Source organism: Blastococcus sp. SYSU DS1021, from assembly GCF_054050995.1.
On sequence record NZ_JBJHAL010000006.1, the window covers coordinates 141,698 to 155,818 of the forward strand.

Annotated in this window: 17 protein-coding genes; 11 read left to right on the forward strand and 6 right to left on the reverse strand. The window is 75.9% G+C overall.

The annotated features are described in order from the left end of the window. The first annotated feature begins 81 nt into the window (after positions 1-81). The 6 genes from ACI8AP_RS06605 to ACI8AP_RS06630 all read left to right on the forward strand — a co-directional run bounded on the left by ACI8AP_RS06605 (position 82) and on the right by ACI8AP_RS06630 (position 3,015). Positions 82-243: a hypothetical protein gene (locus ACI8AP_RS06605; RefSeq protein ID WP_456588543.1), complete on the forward strand. Its 162-nt coding sequence runs from the start codon at positions 82-84 to the stop codon at positions 241-243. Between the two features lie 100 nt (positions 244-343). Further along, positions 344-973, forward strand: coding sequence for a hypothetical protein (locus tag ACI8AP_RS06610; protein ID WP_456588544.1), 630 nt, complete (start codon positions 344-346; stop codon positions 971-973). Positions 974-1,026: 53 nt separating this feature from the next. Beyond that, complete coding sequence (locus tag ACI8AP_RS06615; protein WP_456588545.1) at positions 1,027-1,182, forward strand: hypothetical protein; 156 nt, start codon at positions 1,027-1,029, stop codon at positions 1,180-1,182. 40 nt (positions 1,183-1,222) lie between these two features. Further along, positions 1,223-1,450 (forward strand): hypothetical protein, encoded by a 228-nt coding sequence (locus ACI8AP_RS06620; protein ID WP_456588546.1) that lies wholly within the window; start codon positions 1,223-1,225, stop codon positions 1,448-1,450. A gap of 22 nt (positions 1,451-1,472) precedes the next feature. Continuing rightward, a complete protein-coding gene (locus ACI8AP_RS06625; protein ID WP_456588547.1) occupies positions 1,473-2,429 on the forward strand; it encodes a D-2-hydroxyacid dehydrogenase family protein in 957 nt (318 codons plus the stop codon). 16 nt (positions 2,430-2,445) lie between these two features. After that, positions 2,446-3,015: a putative immunity protein gene (locus tag ACI8AP_RS06630; RefSeq protein WP_456588548.1), complete on the forward strand. Its 570-nt coding sequence runs from the start codon at positions 2,446-2,448 to the stop codon at positions 3,013-3,015. A gap of 44 nt (positions 3,016-3,059) precedes the next feature. Here ACI8AP_RS06630 and ACI8AP_RS06635 read toward each other — a convergent pair whose 3' ends face one another. Genes ACI8AP_RS06635 through ACI8AP_RS06645 form a run of 3 tightly spaced genes read right to left on the reverse strand, consistent with a single transcriptional unit; the run spans position 3,060 to position 5,211 of the window. Continuing rightward, positions 3,060-3,497, reverse strand: coding sequence for a TIGR02611 family protein (locus ACI8AP_RS06635; RefSeq protein WP_456588549.1), 438 nt, complete (start codon positions 3,495-3,497; stop codon positions 3,060-3,062). Then, positions 3,494-4,276 (reverse strand): hypothetical protein, encoded by a 783-nt coding sequence (locus ACI8AP_RS06640; protein WP_456588550.1) that lies wholly within the window; start codon positions 4,274-4,276, stop codon positions 3,494-3,496. The genes ACI8AP_RS06635 and ACI8AP_RS06640 overlap by 4 nt, the downstream gene beginning before the upstream one ends. Beyond that, positions 4,273-5,211, reverse strand: coding sequence for an ABC transporter ATP-binding protein (locus ACI8AP_RS06645; RefSeq protein WP_456588551.1), 939 nt, complete (start codon positions 5,209-5,211; stop codon positions 4,273-4,275). The genes ACI8AP_RS06640 and ACI8AP_RS06645 overlap by 4 nt, the downstream gene beginning before the upstream one ends. A 165-nt stretch (positions 5,212-5,376) precedes the next feature. Between ACI8AP_RS06645 and ACI8AP_RS06650 the strand changes: the two genes are divergently transcribed. Together ACI8AP_RS06650 and ACI8AP_RS06655 are read left to right on the forward strand one after the other, a co-directional pair. Next, positions 5,377-6,660, forward strand: coding sequence for a sensor domain-containing protein (locus ACI8AP_RS06650; protein WP_456588552.1), 1,284 nt, complete (start codon positions 5,377-5,379; stop codon positions 6,658-6,660). Then, positions 6,657-7,304 (forward strand): response regulator, encoded by a 648-nt coding sequence (locus ACI8AP_RS06655; protein ID WP_456588553.1) that lies wholly within the window; start codon positions 6,657-6,659, stop codon positions 7,302-7,304. Before ACI8AP_RS06650 ends, ACI8AP_RS06655 begins: the two co-directional genes overlap by 4 nt. Before the next feature lie 239 nt (positions 7,305-7,543). Here the strand turns inward: ACI8AP_RS06655 and ACI8AP_RS06660 are convergent, their stop codons facing one another. After that, positions 7,544-8,926, reverse strand: coding sequence for an HNH endonuclease family protein (locus ACI8AP_RS06660; RefSeq protein WP_456588554.1), 1,383 nt, complete (start codon positions 8,924-8,926; stop codon positions 7,544-7,546). A gap of 124 nt (positions 8,927-9,050) precedes the next feature. Further along, complete coding sequence (gene ilvA / locus ACI8AP_RS06665; RefSeq protein ID WP_456588588.1) at positions 9,051-10,337, reverse strand: threonine ammonia-lyase IlvA; 1,287 nt, start codon at positions 10,335-10,337, stop codon at positions 9,051-9,053. Positions 10,338-10,460: 123 nt separating this feature from the next. Between ilvA and ACI8AP_RS06670 the strand changes: the two genes are divergently transcribed. Continuing rightward, on the forward strand, positions 10,461-11,000 hold the full coding sequence (locus ACI8AP_RS06670; RefSeq protein ID WP_456588555.1) for a flavodoxin family protein: 540 nt from the start codon (positions 10,461-10,463) through the stop codon (positions 10,998-11,000). Between the two features lie 12 nt (positions 11,001-11,012). On the opposite strand, the gene ACI8AP_RS06675 is transcribed toward ACI8AP_RS06670, so the two are convergent. Then, positions 11,013-11,441, reverse strand: coding sequence for an ATP-binding protein (locus ACI8AP_RS06675; RefSeq protein ID WP_456588556.1), 429 nt, complete (start codon positions 11,439-11,441; stop codon positions 11,013-11,015). Between the two features lie 68 nt (positions 11,442-11,509). On the opposite strand from ACI8AP_RS06675, the gene ACI8AP_RS06680 reads away from it, so the two are divergent. Beyond that, a complete protein-coding gene (locus ACI8AP_RS06680; RefSeq protein WP_456588557.1) occupies positions 11,510-11,860 on the forward strand; it encodes an STAS domain-containing protein in 351 nt (116 codons plus the stop codon). A gap of 10 nt (positions 11,861-11,870) precedes the next feature. Continuing rightward, complete coding sequence (locus ACI8AP_RS06685) at positions 11,871-14,090, forward strand: SpoIIE family protein phosphatase (protein WP_456588558.1); 2,220 nt, start codon at positions 11,871-11,873, stop codon at positions 14,088-14,090. Positions 14,091-14,121 lie beyond the last annotated feature (31 nt).

Below are 14,121 nucleotides of genomic sequence, written 5' to 3' on the forward strand. Positions count from 1 at the left end.
TTGGCGGGGGCCGCCGCGGGGCAGGGATGGTCCTGATCAGCCGGCCGGCCGGCGAGCCGGTGCGACGACGAGGAGGCAGACATGGGAATGATGCGGAAGCTCATCGCGTCCGGGGTGGCGGCGAAGGTGTTCCAGGAGGCCAAGAAGCCGCAGAACCAGGCGAAGATCAAGAAGTTCATCGCGGACTTCCAGAACAAGAGCGGTGGCGGCGGCGGCGGCAAGGGTCGCGGCGCCACCCGCTGACCCCCGCACCGTGCGGAACCACGGAGCGACCCCCGGTCCCGAGGCAGCCGCCTCGCGGCCGGGGGTCGCTCCCGTTCCCGGGTCCGCCTCCCGGGCCCCGGTGAAGACCCGCGAGGAGCGCTGGCAGGAGCGGCTCGCCGTGCCGGTCCTGGTGGCCGCGCTGGCCTCGATCCCGGCCATGTTCCTCACCGTCGCCGAGGGCACGCTGGGCACCGCCGGGCACGCGATCGACGCCGTCAGCGGGCTGGTGCTGGTCGCCGAGACGGTGATCCTGCTCGTCGTCGCCGAGAACAAGCGTGCCTGGCTGCGCGGGCACGTGGGGCTGGTCGCCCTCACCGTCGCGGTGGTCGTCGCCGTCGTCTTCGCGCTCGGCCCGGTCCAGATCCTGCGGCTGGTGCGCACGGTCGGCGCCCTGCGCATCCTGCGCGCCGGACGGATCGTCAAGGCCGCCCGCAGCGTGAGCGACCGCATGGGGTTCACCGGCCGGCTCGCCCACGTCGCCGCCGCCGGGACCGGGGTGCTGGTCGCCGTCTTCGTCGGGGTGGTCCTCGCCGACCCCACGTCCCGCTCCCGCGACCTGCTCACCGCCGTGCTCGGCGAGATCAGCACCCCGGTGATCGTGGCGCTGTCCGCCGCCGCCGGGATCATCCTCGGCGTGGCCACCTACCTGCTCGCCCGCGACCCGGGCGCCGGGCCCGACGCGGAGGCCGACCCGCCCGGGGCCGCGTGATCCGATCGCCTCCCGGGGGTTCCCGTGCCGGCGCAGTGGGCATCCACCGGGGCATGGGAATCATGAGCAAGATCGCCAAGGGTGGCATGGCCAAGAAGGTCATGGACGAGGCCAGGAAGCCGCAGAACCAGCAGAAGATCAAGGACGCCGTCTCGAACTTCAGGAACAAGGGCAAGGGCACCGGCTCCGGCGGCACGACCGCGCGCTGACCGGGGCGGCGTCGACCGGCCGGGCACGAGGAGGGCCGAGATGACCGAGGGATCCATGACCGGCCGCCCCTACGGCGGCGCGAACGACCCGTCGAACGAGGCGGGGCTGCCGGGGGAGACCCCGGAGGAGGGCCAGGTGGGCGCCGCACGGGAGCAGTCGCCCCGGGCGGCCGAGGGAGGCATGTCCGGGGACGTGACCCGGACGCCGAGCGGCCAGGACGGCGACAAACCGGGCGGCATCGCCGACGCGACCGGCCCGCAGGGCTGAGCGTCCGGTAGACCTTGCGGTCGTGCACCGCATCGCCGTCCTGGACGACTACCAGTCCGTCGCAGCCGAGTTCTGCGACTGGTCCCGGCTGCCCGAACCGGCCGAGGTGGTGACGTTCGCCGACGCCGTCGCCGATCCGGATGCGCTGGTTGCCCGGCTGCGCGGCGTCGACGTCGTCGTCGCCATGCGGGAGCGCACGCGCTTCGGCCGCGACGTGCTCGAACGGCTGCCCGACCTGCGGTTGCTCGTCACCACCGGCATGCGGAACAAGTCGATCGACGTCGCGGCCGCCGCCGAGCTCGGCATCACCGTCTGCGGCACCGCGGCGTCGGGCACCGCCACCGCCGAGCTCACCTGGGCGCTGATCCTGGCCACCGTGCGGCACGTGCCGCAGGAGGACGCCGCCATGCGCGCCGGTGGCTGGCAGACCACGATCGGCACCGACCTGCACGGCGCCCGGCTCGGCGTCATCGGGCTGGGGCGGATCGGCGCGCAGGTGGCCCGCATCGGCGCTGCCTTCGGCATGGACGTCGTCGCGTGGAGCCAGCACCTCACCGAGGAGCGGGCCGCCGAGGTCGGCGCCCGGCTGGTGGGGAAGGACGAGCTCTTCGCGACCGCGGACGTCGTCACGGTGCACCTGCTGCTCTCCAAGCGGACCCGCGGCCTCATCGGCGCCGACGACCTGGCGCTGATGAAGCACACCGCCGTCCTGGTCAACACCAGCCGCGGCCCGATCGTGGACGAGGCCGCGCTGGTCGACGTGCTCCGCCGCGGCGCGATCGCCGGCGCGGGCCTGGACGTCTACGACGCCGAACCGCTGCCACGGGAGCACCCGCTGCGCGAGCTGCGCCGCGCGGTGCTGACCCCGCACCTGGGCTACGTCACCCGGGGCACCTACGAGGTCTTCTACGGGGAGGCCGTCGAGGACGTCGCGGCCTGGATGGCCGGCCGGCCGATCCGGGTGATCGAGCCCGCGTAGTCGGCACAATGGCCCCGTGCCGCAGACCGGATCGGGTGATCCCGGGCTGACGACGGCCGAGCTGCGGCTGGTCGCCCGGTACGCCGTTGAGTGCGCCGAGGAGGCGCTCCCGCTGTTCGAGCGGGCGCACCCCGACGACCACCGACCGCGCGCGGCGGTCGACGCGGCGTGGGCCTTCGTCCGGGGCGCGGACCGGTCGACGCTGCAACGCGTCACCTCGCTGGACGCGCACCGCGCCGCGAAGGCTGCCGCGACCGGGCCCGCGAAGCACGCGGCGCACGCCGCCGGTGACGCCGCCGCGGCCGCCTACCTCCACCCGCCCGGCGCCGTGCTCGGCTGGGCGTCGAGCGCCGCCCGGGCGTCCCAGGTCGGGCACATCCTGCGCGCTGCCGCGCACGCTGCCCGCGCAGCCGAGCTCGCGGCCGGCGGGGAGCCCGGCGTCGGGGACCGGCACCTCGGGCGGGCCCGGCTGCGCGCGATCCCGGACCTCGCGGACGTGGTCCGGCGCTATCCGCGCCCACCCGCAGGCACCGATCGGGTGGGGCAGCTGCTGCACGTGCTGGACACATCGCTGCGGGAGCCCTGAGCCGCGCGCCGCGGGCACCGCCCACCCGGTGGAGCGACGCGCGCTCACCGCCCTCCGGGAAGCCATCCGGGCAGCCATCCGGGCACCCCGACGACCGCCATGGTCAGCAGGAGCGTGCCGAGGACCAGCAGGGTCGTCGCCGCCGCGAGGAGCAGGCGGACCGCCGGCCGCTGGGCGGCCACCCACCCGGTCCACCGGATGACGTGCCGACGGGCGACCGCCAGCAGCCGCTCGGCCCAGGTGAACTCCGACGCGAGCACGGCCAGCCCGGCCAGCACGGTCAGCCAGCCCGGGCCCGGCAGCGGGACGGTCACCAGGCCGACCAGGACGATCACGGTCCCGACGAACCCGACGCCCGCCCGGTACGCCTGCTCGAGCGGCCGCGAGGCCGCCAGCCGACGTCGCCAGGCCCTCTGCCGGCGCGGGTGGGGCCGGCCGGGGTCGGCCCGACCCAGGCCGACCCCGACGCCCACGCCCGTCACCCGGCGTCCCGCCGCAGCAGCGACCAGCCACCGGCCGCCAGGGCCGCCAGCGCCCAGCCGCCCAGCAGCGCCGCCGCGTGGCCGGCCGTCAGGTCCGGCTCCCCGAGCAGGGTCCAGACGGCGCCCGACCCCGGGAGCCACTCGCCGACCTCGGCCGCCCACGCCCCGAAGGCCGGGAGCAGCAGCGGCAGCACCAGCTGCAGCAGGAACACGGTCGCCAGCGCACCCGCCGTCGACCGCAGCAGGAAGCCGACGCCGGCGGTGAGCACGCCGCCGGCCACGAGCACCGCCGCGACCCGCCCCAGGCTGTCGGTCAGGCCACCGGAGGACAGCACGAGGTCGGGCGCGACCAGCTTCGCGAGGAGGTCGGCGATGAGGGCGAGCAGCACCCCCGCCACGGTCACCACGGCCACCGGCACGGCGACCCGAGCGGCGAGCAGCACACCCCGGCGCGGCGTCCACTGCAGCGTCGGCGCGATCGCCCCGCTGCCGTACTCGGAGGTGACCGCGAGCAGCACCAGCACCAGCAGCGCGAACTGCCCGACCAGCGTGCCGAACTCGCCGGCGACCGTCGCCGCCACCGTCGTCCCCGAGGCGTTCGACATCTCCGCCTCGTCGACGGCGGCCATGGTCCCGATGCCGACGGTCGCCACCGCGGCCGCCAGCAGGCACCACCACGTCGCGCGCACCGTGCGCAGCCGCAGCCACTCGGCGCCCGCCGCCCGCGCGAGCACCGTCGCACTGCCGGGCTGGGCCGCCCGCAGGGTCGCGGCGGTCATGCCCGCACCTGCCCGGCCGGCTCGGGGGCGGCCGCCACCCGGTACTGGACGCTGTCCCCGGTGAGGTCGAGGTAGATCTCCTCCAGGGAGTGCTGCTGCTCGGCCAGCCGGTGCACGGCCACGCCGGTCTCCAGCGCCACGTCGCCCACGGTCTCGGCGGAGGCGCCCTCGACCAGCAGATCGCCGTCGCCGGTGGGGTGCACCCGCAGCCCCCGGCGCAGGAGGGCGCCGGCCAGGTCGTCGGCCGACGGCGTCCGCACCACGACCTTCCGGCCGGCGTGCTGGCCGCGCATCACCTCGGTGATCGGGGCGTCGGCGATCAGCCGTCCGCGGCCGATGATGACCAGGTGGTCGGCGGTCTGCTCCATCTCGCTCATCAGGTGGCTGGACAGCAGCACCGTGCGGCCCTCGTCGGCCAGCTCGCGCACCAGCCGGCGGATCCACCGGACGCCGTCGAGGTCGAGGCCGTTCATCGGCTCGTCGAACAGGAGGACGGCGGGGTCGCCGAGCAGCGCACTGGCGATGCCCAGCCGCTGCCGCATGCCCAGCGAGTAGCCCTTCACCCGTCGCCTGGCGGCAGATCCCAGCCCGACCTGGTCGATGACCTCGTCGACCCGCCGCACCGGGATGCCGTGCGTGCGGGCGGCGACCCGCAGGTGGTCGCGGCCGCTGCGCCCCGGGTGCATCGCCTGCGCGTCGAGCAGCGCACCGGCGGCCCGCAGCGGCTCGCCGAGGCGGGGGAACGGCCGGCCGGCCACCAGCGCCTGGCCGGAGGTGGGCCGGTCGAGCCCGAGCACCATGCGCATCGTGGTGGACTTGCCCGCGCCGTTGGGACCGAGGAAGCCGGTCACCTTGCCGGGCCGGACGTCGAAGGTCAGGTGGTCGACGGCGCGGACGGCGCCGTACTGCTTGGTCAGCTCGCGGACCTGGATCATGCGGAGCTCGCAGGGAGGAGGGGATCGGTCATGGCTGGAAGCGTTCCGGCAGCGGGCGGCCGGGCGGATCACCCCGCAGCGCCGACCCGGGTCCCCCGCGCGGGGGAGGACCGGGGCACACCGGCGGGGGAATCGCCCGGCGCTCCGGTCGGCCAGGATCGAACCGTGCCCCCGTCGACGTTCCCGCGGTCCACGGCCGAGATCGCCACCGGGCTGCGGTCGGTCGTCGCCACCGCGGCGAGCCCCGGCTGGCCCGGCCGCGTCCTGTACGCGCTCGCGACCCTGCCGATCGGCCTCCTCTGCGCGGCCTTCTACTTCGCGCTGGTGGGCTCGGTCGTGGCGGTCATCTACGGCGTCGGGGTCCTCCTCATCCTCGCCGTGCTGGCGGCCGCCCGCGGGTTCGCCGGGCTCGAGCGCCGGCTGACCCGCACCCTCCTGGCCGTCGACATCCCCGAGGGGGAGCGCGTGCGGCACCTCCCCGGCGTCGTGGCCAAGGTGCGGCGGCTGGTGGTGTCGGCCGGCACCTGGCGGGCGGTCGGCTGGCTGGGCGTCCGGGTGCTGCTGGGCGTGGCCACGCTCGCCACCCTCTTCTTCGGCATCGTGGCGCTCACCGGCCTCTGGTTCGAGGCCCGCTGGAACGTGGTGACCGCCCTGCCGCTGCTCGCGCTGATGGCCGTCGTCGCCGTGGTGACCCTCGTGCTGCTCGACCTGGTGGTGCGGCTGGCCGCCTCGGTCGCCCCCCGGCTGCTCGGCGCCGGGGCCGAGCAGCAGATCGCGGCGCTGCAGCAGAGCAGCCGCCGGCTCGCCGACCGCAACAAGCTGGCCCGCGACCTGCACGACACCATCGGCCACGCGCTGACCGCGAGCCTGCTGCAGGCCACCGCCGCGCGGCGCAGGCTCACCCCCGCCGACGACCGCCCGCCCCAGCCGGAGTTCGCCCGGCAGGCGCTCGAGCACATCGAAACCAACACCCGCAGCGCACTGGCCGAGCTCGACCGGGTGCTCACCGTCCTGCGGGCCGAGGACGGGGGCCGTGACCCCGCCCCCTTCGCCGCACCCACCCTCGCCGACCTCGACGGCCTGCTCGCCGGCCTGCGCGACGGCGGCCTGCCGGTCGCCCTCGTGGTCGACGGCCAGGTCGACGACGTGCCGCCCGGCGTGCAGGAGCTCGCCTACCGGGTCGTGCAGGAGGGGACGACGAACGTGCTCCGGCACGCGGGCACCCCGCTGACCGTCGCCCAGGTCGTCCGCGACGGCGACGCGCTGGTCGTGCGCGTCTGCAACGAGCGGGCCTCGCAGCTGGACAGCCGGCCCGGCCCCGGCGGCGGGCGCGGGCTGGCCGGGCTGCGGGAGCGCACCGCCGCCGCCGGCGGCACGCTCAGCGCAGAGCCCACGCCGTCCGGCGGCTTCGAGCTGTGCGTCTCCCTCCCGCTGGCGGGCGCGGCGTGACGCTGCGGCTGGTCCTCGTCGACGACGACGTGCTCGTCCGGTCGGGGTTGCGGGTGATCCTGGAGAGCGAGCCCGACCTGACCGTGGTCGGCGACGCCGGCACCGGCCGGGTGGCCCTCGACGTGGCCGCGCGCACCGACCCCGATGTCGTCCTCATGGACGTGCGCATGCCCGACATGGACGGCATCGCCGCCACCGCCGAGCTGGTCGCCCGCGATCCGCAGCGGCCGCGCGTGCTGGTGCTGACCACCTTCGAGGACGACGACTACCTGTTCCGCTCCCTCCAGGCCGGCGCCAGCGGCTTCGCGATCAAGCGGGCCGACCCCGACGAGCTGGTCGACGCGATCCGGGTGGTCGCCCGCGGCACCTCCCTGGTGCTGCCCGACCTGACCCGGCGGCTGATCGCCTCGCACGCGCCGTCGCGCGCCCGCGGCGCCGCCGCGCTGCCGGAGCTCACCGGCCGCGAGGCCGACGTGCTGCGGCTGGTCGCCGGTGGGCTGTCCAACGCCGAGATCGCCACCGAGCTGTTCCTCAGCCGAGAGACGGTGAAGACCCACGTCAGCAGCGTGCTGCTCAAGCTGGGCGCCCGGGACCGCACCCAGGCCGTCATCGCCGCCTACGAGAGCGGCTTCATGACCGGCTGAGAGCCGCCGCGAGCTGACCCCCGAGCGGGAGTGTCCCCGCCCGTCGTGTCGGTTCCCGCGCCCGGCCGAGAGCGCCGCGCCGCAGCCCGCAGCACCCTGTCGGCACGCGGGTCGAGCCGAGTCGCCGGACGTCGAGCCGCGTCAGCCCGCGGCTCGACGTCCGGTGCGGCGGCCAGACGTGTCGTCCGGCGCGCCACCGGATCGCACACGACCGCGCGAACGACCTCGGGTCGTCCGGGTCAGGCCGACCGCCACCGGGCGCGGTCGTCGGTGGCGGTCGTCGTGCAGACCATCGGCGTGCCCGTCTTCGTGACCCCGGTCGCGCCCTGCGACGAGCAGAACGCTCCCGGGTGGACGGTGCCGGCCGGGGCGGGGGCCGGCGGCGGGGGCGGCGGGGGAGCGGGCGCAGGGGCCGGCGCGGGCGACGGAGCAGGAGCCGGGGCCGGTGCCGGTGCCGGGGCGGGCAGCGGTGCGGGCGCCGGCTTCGGCGCGGGTGCAGCCGTCGACCGGGGTGCGGGGGCCGGCGCGACCGTGGTCGGCGCGGGCTCCGGCAGGACGGCCACCACACCGCCTGGCAGGGGCTCGCCCGGGCAGGAGGCGAGCACCGTGGCGATGGCGTTCTTCTCCGCCTGGGTCATCCACAGCTCGTAGCTCACCTTCACGGCCACCTGGCGAGCCACGTAGGCGCACCGGTAGCCGCGGTCCGGCGGCAGCCAGGTGGCGGCGTCGCCGTCGCCCTTCTGCATGTTGAGCGGGCCGTCCACGGCGAGCAGGTTCAGCGGGTCGTTGGCGAAGGCGGTCCGGCGTGACCGGTCCAGGGCCTGCGCGCCCTTCTGCCACGCGTCGGACAGGGCGACGACGTGGTCGATCTGCACGTCGTCGCTGGTGCCCTGCCCCCGCTGGAAGGCGATGCCCCGGCCGGAGTAGGGGTCGGCCAGATCGCCGGTCAGCACGATGCAGTTGCGGGTGCCGGCCTTGAAGGTCTCGCCGGTCAGGTCGCGCGCCAGGATGTCGTTGCGGGTGTCGCAGCCGTTGCGGTCGACGTCGACCCAGCCGGAGCCGAAGTTGTCCCGGTCGTAGCCCGTGCGCGGGGCCCGGCCCTTCACCTCCACCGCGGCGAGGGCGGCGAGCGCCGTGGTGCGGCCGGCGGCGTCGATGGCCTGGTCGGCCGCGGCGTCGTCCAGCAGTCCGGCCGTGCCGCTGGTGAGGGCGTCGACGGGGTGCGCCCGTTCAGCGGTCTCCGCCTCCGCGACCGCCGCGTCGACCTCCTCGTCGCTCGGGGACGGCGTCGGCGGCGCGGCGGAGTCGGTCGGGACGGCCGGAACCGTGCCGCTGGCGGCGGTCAGGGCAGCGGTCGGCGTGCCCGTCGCCGTCCCCACGAGGACGGCGGCGAGCCCGGCGGCGCAGACGATGCCCGCGACCCGCCGGCTGGAGATGAACGCCCACCGGGCCCGCCCGGTGATCGCCGCCCCGATGCCGATCAGGACGGCGACGACGCCGGCCATGAGCAGGCCGCCGCCGATGCCCTGGGTGGCGACACCGGCCACGACGAAGAGCAGGGTGACCAGCCCGACCAGGCCCAGCACCACCCGCTGCGGCCGGAACGAGACACGCGTGCCCATGAGCTTCCCCCCGGAACGAGACGACCAGGATTCGGAAGCTAGGTGGCGGGACGAGCGCGGAGAGGGTGCGACACGGGAGGGCGCCCCGGCCACCCCGGGCGCCCCAGGGGCACCGTCCGACGGGTCAGATGAGGAAGCGGTACGCCGTCGTGCCCGGTGCCACCAGCTGGATCCGCAGCGGGCTCGCCTCGATGCGGGCCAGCAGCGCCGGCAGCCCGTCCGCGCTCCCCAGCTCGATCCCGGTCAGCGCCGCGCCGGTCTCCCGGTTGTCCCGCTTCACGTACTCGAACAGCACGATGTCGTCGTCCGGGCCGAGCACCTCGTCCAGGAACCGGCGCAGCGCACCCGGCTCCTGCGGGAACTCGACCAGGAAGTAGTGCTTGAGGCCGCGGTGCACCAGCGACCGCTCGACCACCTCGGAGTACCGGCTGACGTCGTTGTTGCCCCCCGACAGCAGGCAGACGACGGTCTGGCCAGGCTCCACGGCCACCAGGCCACCGCTCACCGCCGCCGGCGACAGCGCGCCCGCGGGCTCGGCGATGATGCCGTCGGCCTGGTACAGGTCGAGCATCTCGGTGCAGATCTGGCCCTCGGGTACGGCGAGCAGCTCGGCGCCGGAGTCGCGCACCAGCGGATAGGTCACCGTGCCCACCCGCCGCACCGCCGCGCCGTCGACGAACGTGTCCATCTCCGGCAGCTCCACCGGCTCCCCGGCGGCCAGCGCCGCCGCCATGCCGGCCGCCCCCGCGGGCTCCACCCCGACCAGCCGGGTGGTGGGGGAGTGGTGGCGCAGCCAGGTGCCGCACCCGGCCAGCAGCCCGCCGCCGCCCACCGGCAGGACGACGACGTCGGGCGCGGCGCCCAGCTGCTCGAGGAGCTCCACCGCCACCGTCGCCTGCCCGGTCACGGTGCTCAGCGCGTCGAACGCCGGCACCAGGGCCGCCCCGGTGGTGGCCGCGTCCACCGCGGCCGCGGCGGCGGCCTCGTCGTAGGAGTCGCCGGCGACGACGAGCGTGACCATGTCGCCGCCGAGCGCGGCGATCCGCTCCCGCTTCTGCCGCGGCGTCGTCCCGGGCACGTAGACCCGGCCGGGCACCTGTAGGGCGCGGCAGGCGTAGGCCACCCCCTGCCCGTGGTTGCCGGCGCTCGCGCAGACCACACCGGCCGCCCGGGCGGTGTCGTCCAGCCCGGAGATGGTGTTGTAGGCGCCGCGGATCTTGTACGAGCGGCCCACCTGCAGGTCCTCGCGCTTGAGCCACACGTCGGCGCCGGTGAGCCCGGAGAGCCGGGCGTTGCGCTGCAACGGCGTCCGCTCGGCCACCCCGGCCAGCCGGCGGCCCGCCTCCCGGACCGCGGTGGCGAAGGAGTCGGGCACCGCGTCGTCGCCAGGAGTGCTGCTCACACCGCCCATCGTCGACGACACGCCCCGTGCCCGGACGGGGAGGTCACGGTTTGGTGGGTGATCTGCCCCACGGGTGGCCGCGCGGGCCTACGGTCGGCGCCCCCGGAAGCGGCGCGCGAGGCGGTGAGGTCGATGCCCGGAGCCCTGGTCGTCTACGAATCGGTGTCCGGGGACGCGAAACGGGTGGCGATGGCGGTCGCCCACGGGCTGTGCGGCCGGTTGTCGGTCGACGTCGCCTGCGCGCGCGAGGCCCCCATCCAGGTGCTGGCCGACGTGCGGCTGCTCGTGGTCGGCGGTCCCACGCACGCCTTCGGCATGCCCCGGCCGGTCACCCGGGAGAGCGCTGTCCGGGAGCACGGGGCCGTCGTCCCCGATGTCCCCTTCGGGCTGCACGAGTGGCTGGACACGGTGTGGTTGCCGCGCGGCATCCAGGCCGCCGCCTTCGACACCCGGATGGACCGCCCGGTGCTGGTCACCGCGCTCGACCACGCGGCTCGGACCGAGGAGAAGCTGCTCCGCCGGCTGGGCGCGACCCTGGCCGCACCGGCCGAGCACTTCCTCGTCGCGGACGTCGTCGGCCCGCTGCTGGACGGCGAGGAGGACCGGGCCCGGCGGTGGGGGCAGGCGCTGGGCGAACTGGTGGCGCCGCACCCGATCCCGGTGCGGGGCTGAGCCGCGGACCGGTCACAGCGGGTCGAGCAGCCGAAGGTGCGACTGGGTGCCCAGCCGCTTCTCGAAGGTCACCCGGTGCCGGCCGTCCTCCTGCACGAAGCGCAACCGGTCGACGAGCGCGCGCATCAGCACCAGCCCGCGCCCCCGGTCGTCCAGGGGCGAGGTGGGTGCGTCCTCGGTGGCGTCGGCGTCGAAGCCGGCGCCGCCGTCGAGCACGCTGATCCGGCACACCGCCTCGTCGATCGAGACGGCGACCTCGTAGGACTCGTGGTCGGCGGCATGGTCGACGACGTTCGCGCAGGCCTCGGTGAGCGCCAGCAGGATCTCGTCCATGGCAGTCTGCGGCACCGCCGAGTGCTCGAGCGCCTGCCGCAGCAGCCCGCGCGCCAGCGGCACGCTGTGCGCGTCGGTGGGCAACCGCACGCTGAAGTCGATGTTCACGGTCGCCCTCCCCTTCCCCGGTGGCCTACCCTCGGACCCCGGGGACGACGTGGTGCGGGAGGTGAACAGTGCTGTTCGACGTGGAGCGCACGACGGTCGCCGGGCGACCGGGCCTCACCGTGCGGGGTGAGCTGGACATCGCCACGGCCCCGCAGCTGGCCGAGGCCGCCGAGGCACTGCTGGCCACCGCGCCCGAGGCGGTCGTGGTCGACCTGACGCCGACGGACTTCCTCGACTCCTCCGGCGCCCGCACCCTCATCTCCGTCGCTCGCCGGGCCGCTGCCGTCGGCGCCGAGCTGCACGTCCTCGCCCCCCGGAGCAACCGCCCCGTGCGGCTGCCGATCGAGCTGCTGAAGCTCGAGGCGGTGGTGCCGATCGTGGATTCCGTCGGCGACCTGCCCGACCCCGTCGCCACGTAACGTCCCCTCGGTGACGAGCTCCCCAGCAGGCCCCACCACCGTCGACGACGACGCGCTCGCCCGCTGCGCCGAGGAGCCGATCGCCGTCCCGGGCGCGGTGCAGCCGCACGGTGTGCTCCTCGCGGTGGCCGAGCCCGGCCTCGGGGTCGTCGTCGCCTCCGCCAACGCCGCGCACCTCTTCGGCCGCCCGGTCGCCGGCAGTTCGCTCGACGAGCTGCTCCAGCCGGCCGACGCCGCTCGGCTGCGCGCGGGTCTGGCGGGCGACCTCGCCGAGCTGAACCCCCTGCGGGTGCGGGTGGCCGGCACCGACGTCGACCTCGTCGCGCACCGCGCCGACGGGCTGCTGGTCACCGAGTGGGAACCGGTCCGCGGCGCCGAGGAGGCCGGGAGCGCCTGGCACCGCCGGCTGCCGAGCGTGCTGCAGCGTCTGTCGGCCGCAGGCACCCTCGACGAGCTGTCCGACGTGCTGGCCCGCGACCTGCGCGCGCTCACCGGCTTCGACCGGGTGATGGTCTACCGCTTCGACTCCGCGTGGAACGGCGAGGTGATCGCCGAGGACCGCCGCGCGGACCTCGATCCCTTCCTGGGCCTCTGGTACCCCGCCAGCGACATCCCGGCCCAGGCCCGGGCGCTCTACGCCGCCAACTGGATGCGGCTGATCCCCGACGCCACCTACCAGCCGGTCCCGCTGGAGCCCGGGACGGTCGAGGGACGCCCGCTGGACCTCTCCGGAGCGATGCTGCGCAGCGTCTCGCCGGTGCACCTGGAGTACCTGGCCAACATGGGTGTGGTCGCCTCCATGTCGATCTCGCTGATCGACCGCGGCAGGCTCTGGGGCCTCATCGCCTGCCACCACTACGCCGGCCCGCGCCGCCCCTCCTACACCGACCGGATCGCTGCCGAGTTCCTCGGGCGCACCGCCTCGCTGTTGCTGCCCACGACTGTGGTCGCCGGTGAGCAGAGCGGCGTCGTCGAGGTCGCCCAGCGGCAGGCCGAGCTCGCTGCCGCCATCGGCCGTGCCCCGCGCAGGCCGGGCAAGGCCCTCACCGAGGGCGACGTCACCGCGCTGGACCTGATCCCCGCCGGCGGCGCGGCCGTGCGGATCGGTGGTGAGCTCCACCTGCTCGGCACCACCCCGCCGGCGGATCGGGTGGTCCCGCTCGTGCGGGCGCTGCTCGACGCCGGGGTACCCGCCACCGACACCGTCAGCCGGGTCGCTCCCGAGGCGGCCGATCTCGCCGGCACCGCCAGCGGCGTCCTGGTGGCCGAGGTGGCCGAGGTGGCCGGCGGCCGTGGGGACTTCGTCGCCTGGTTCCGGCCGGAGACGCTGCGCGAGGTGACCTGGGGCGGCAACCCGCACACCCCGAAGACGGCGCAGACCGACGCCGGGCCGCGGCTGAGCCCGCGCCGCTCGTTCGACGCCTGGAGCGAGACGGTGCGCGAGACGGCGCAGCCGTGGCGCGCGCACGAGGTCGCCGCCGCGCGCGCCTTGGCCGGCCTGCTCACCGAGACCGCCGTGAACCGTGCGACGGAGGACAACCGGCTGTCCGCCGCCCTGCAGCGCACGCTGCTGCTGGAGCAGCTGCCGACGGTGCCCGGCGTGGAGCTGGCCGCCCGTTACCTGCCCAGCGAGTTCGACGTCGTCGGCGGTGACTGGTACGACCTGGTGCCGCTGCCCGGTGGCCGGGTGTCGATCGTGCTGGGCGACGTCGCCGGGCACGGGCTCGCCGCCGCGGCGATCACCGCCCAGCTCCGGCACGCGCTGCGCGCCCACCTGCTGCGCGCCGCCGGCCCCGCCGCCGCCCTCGACGGGCTGAACCAGCTCATCGCCGCGCTGCTGCCCGGTGAGCTCGCGACCGCCGTCGTCGTGGAGCTGGACCCGGCCACCGGCGCGGTGGCCATCGCCAACGCCGGGCACCTGCCCGTGCTGCACGCGAGCGGCGGCGACGCCGATTACCTGCACGAGGGCCGGGGTCCGGCACTGGGGCTGCTGGACGTCGCCGGCTACCGAGAGGCACGGCTGATCCTCCAGGGCGACGACCGCCTGCTGCTGGTCAGCGACGGGCTCGTCGAGCGTGGGGCGGGAGGGCTGACCGCCGGGCTGGAGCAGCTGCGCGCAACCGTCGCGGGAGGGCCGGTGGAACCGCAGGCCCTGCTCGACGCGGTGCTCGCCGCGCTCGACCCACCGCGGACCGACGACGTGACGTTGCTCGGGATCGCCCGCACCTGAGCCATCGCGTGTGTCCGTGCCGCGGGGGCGG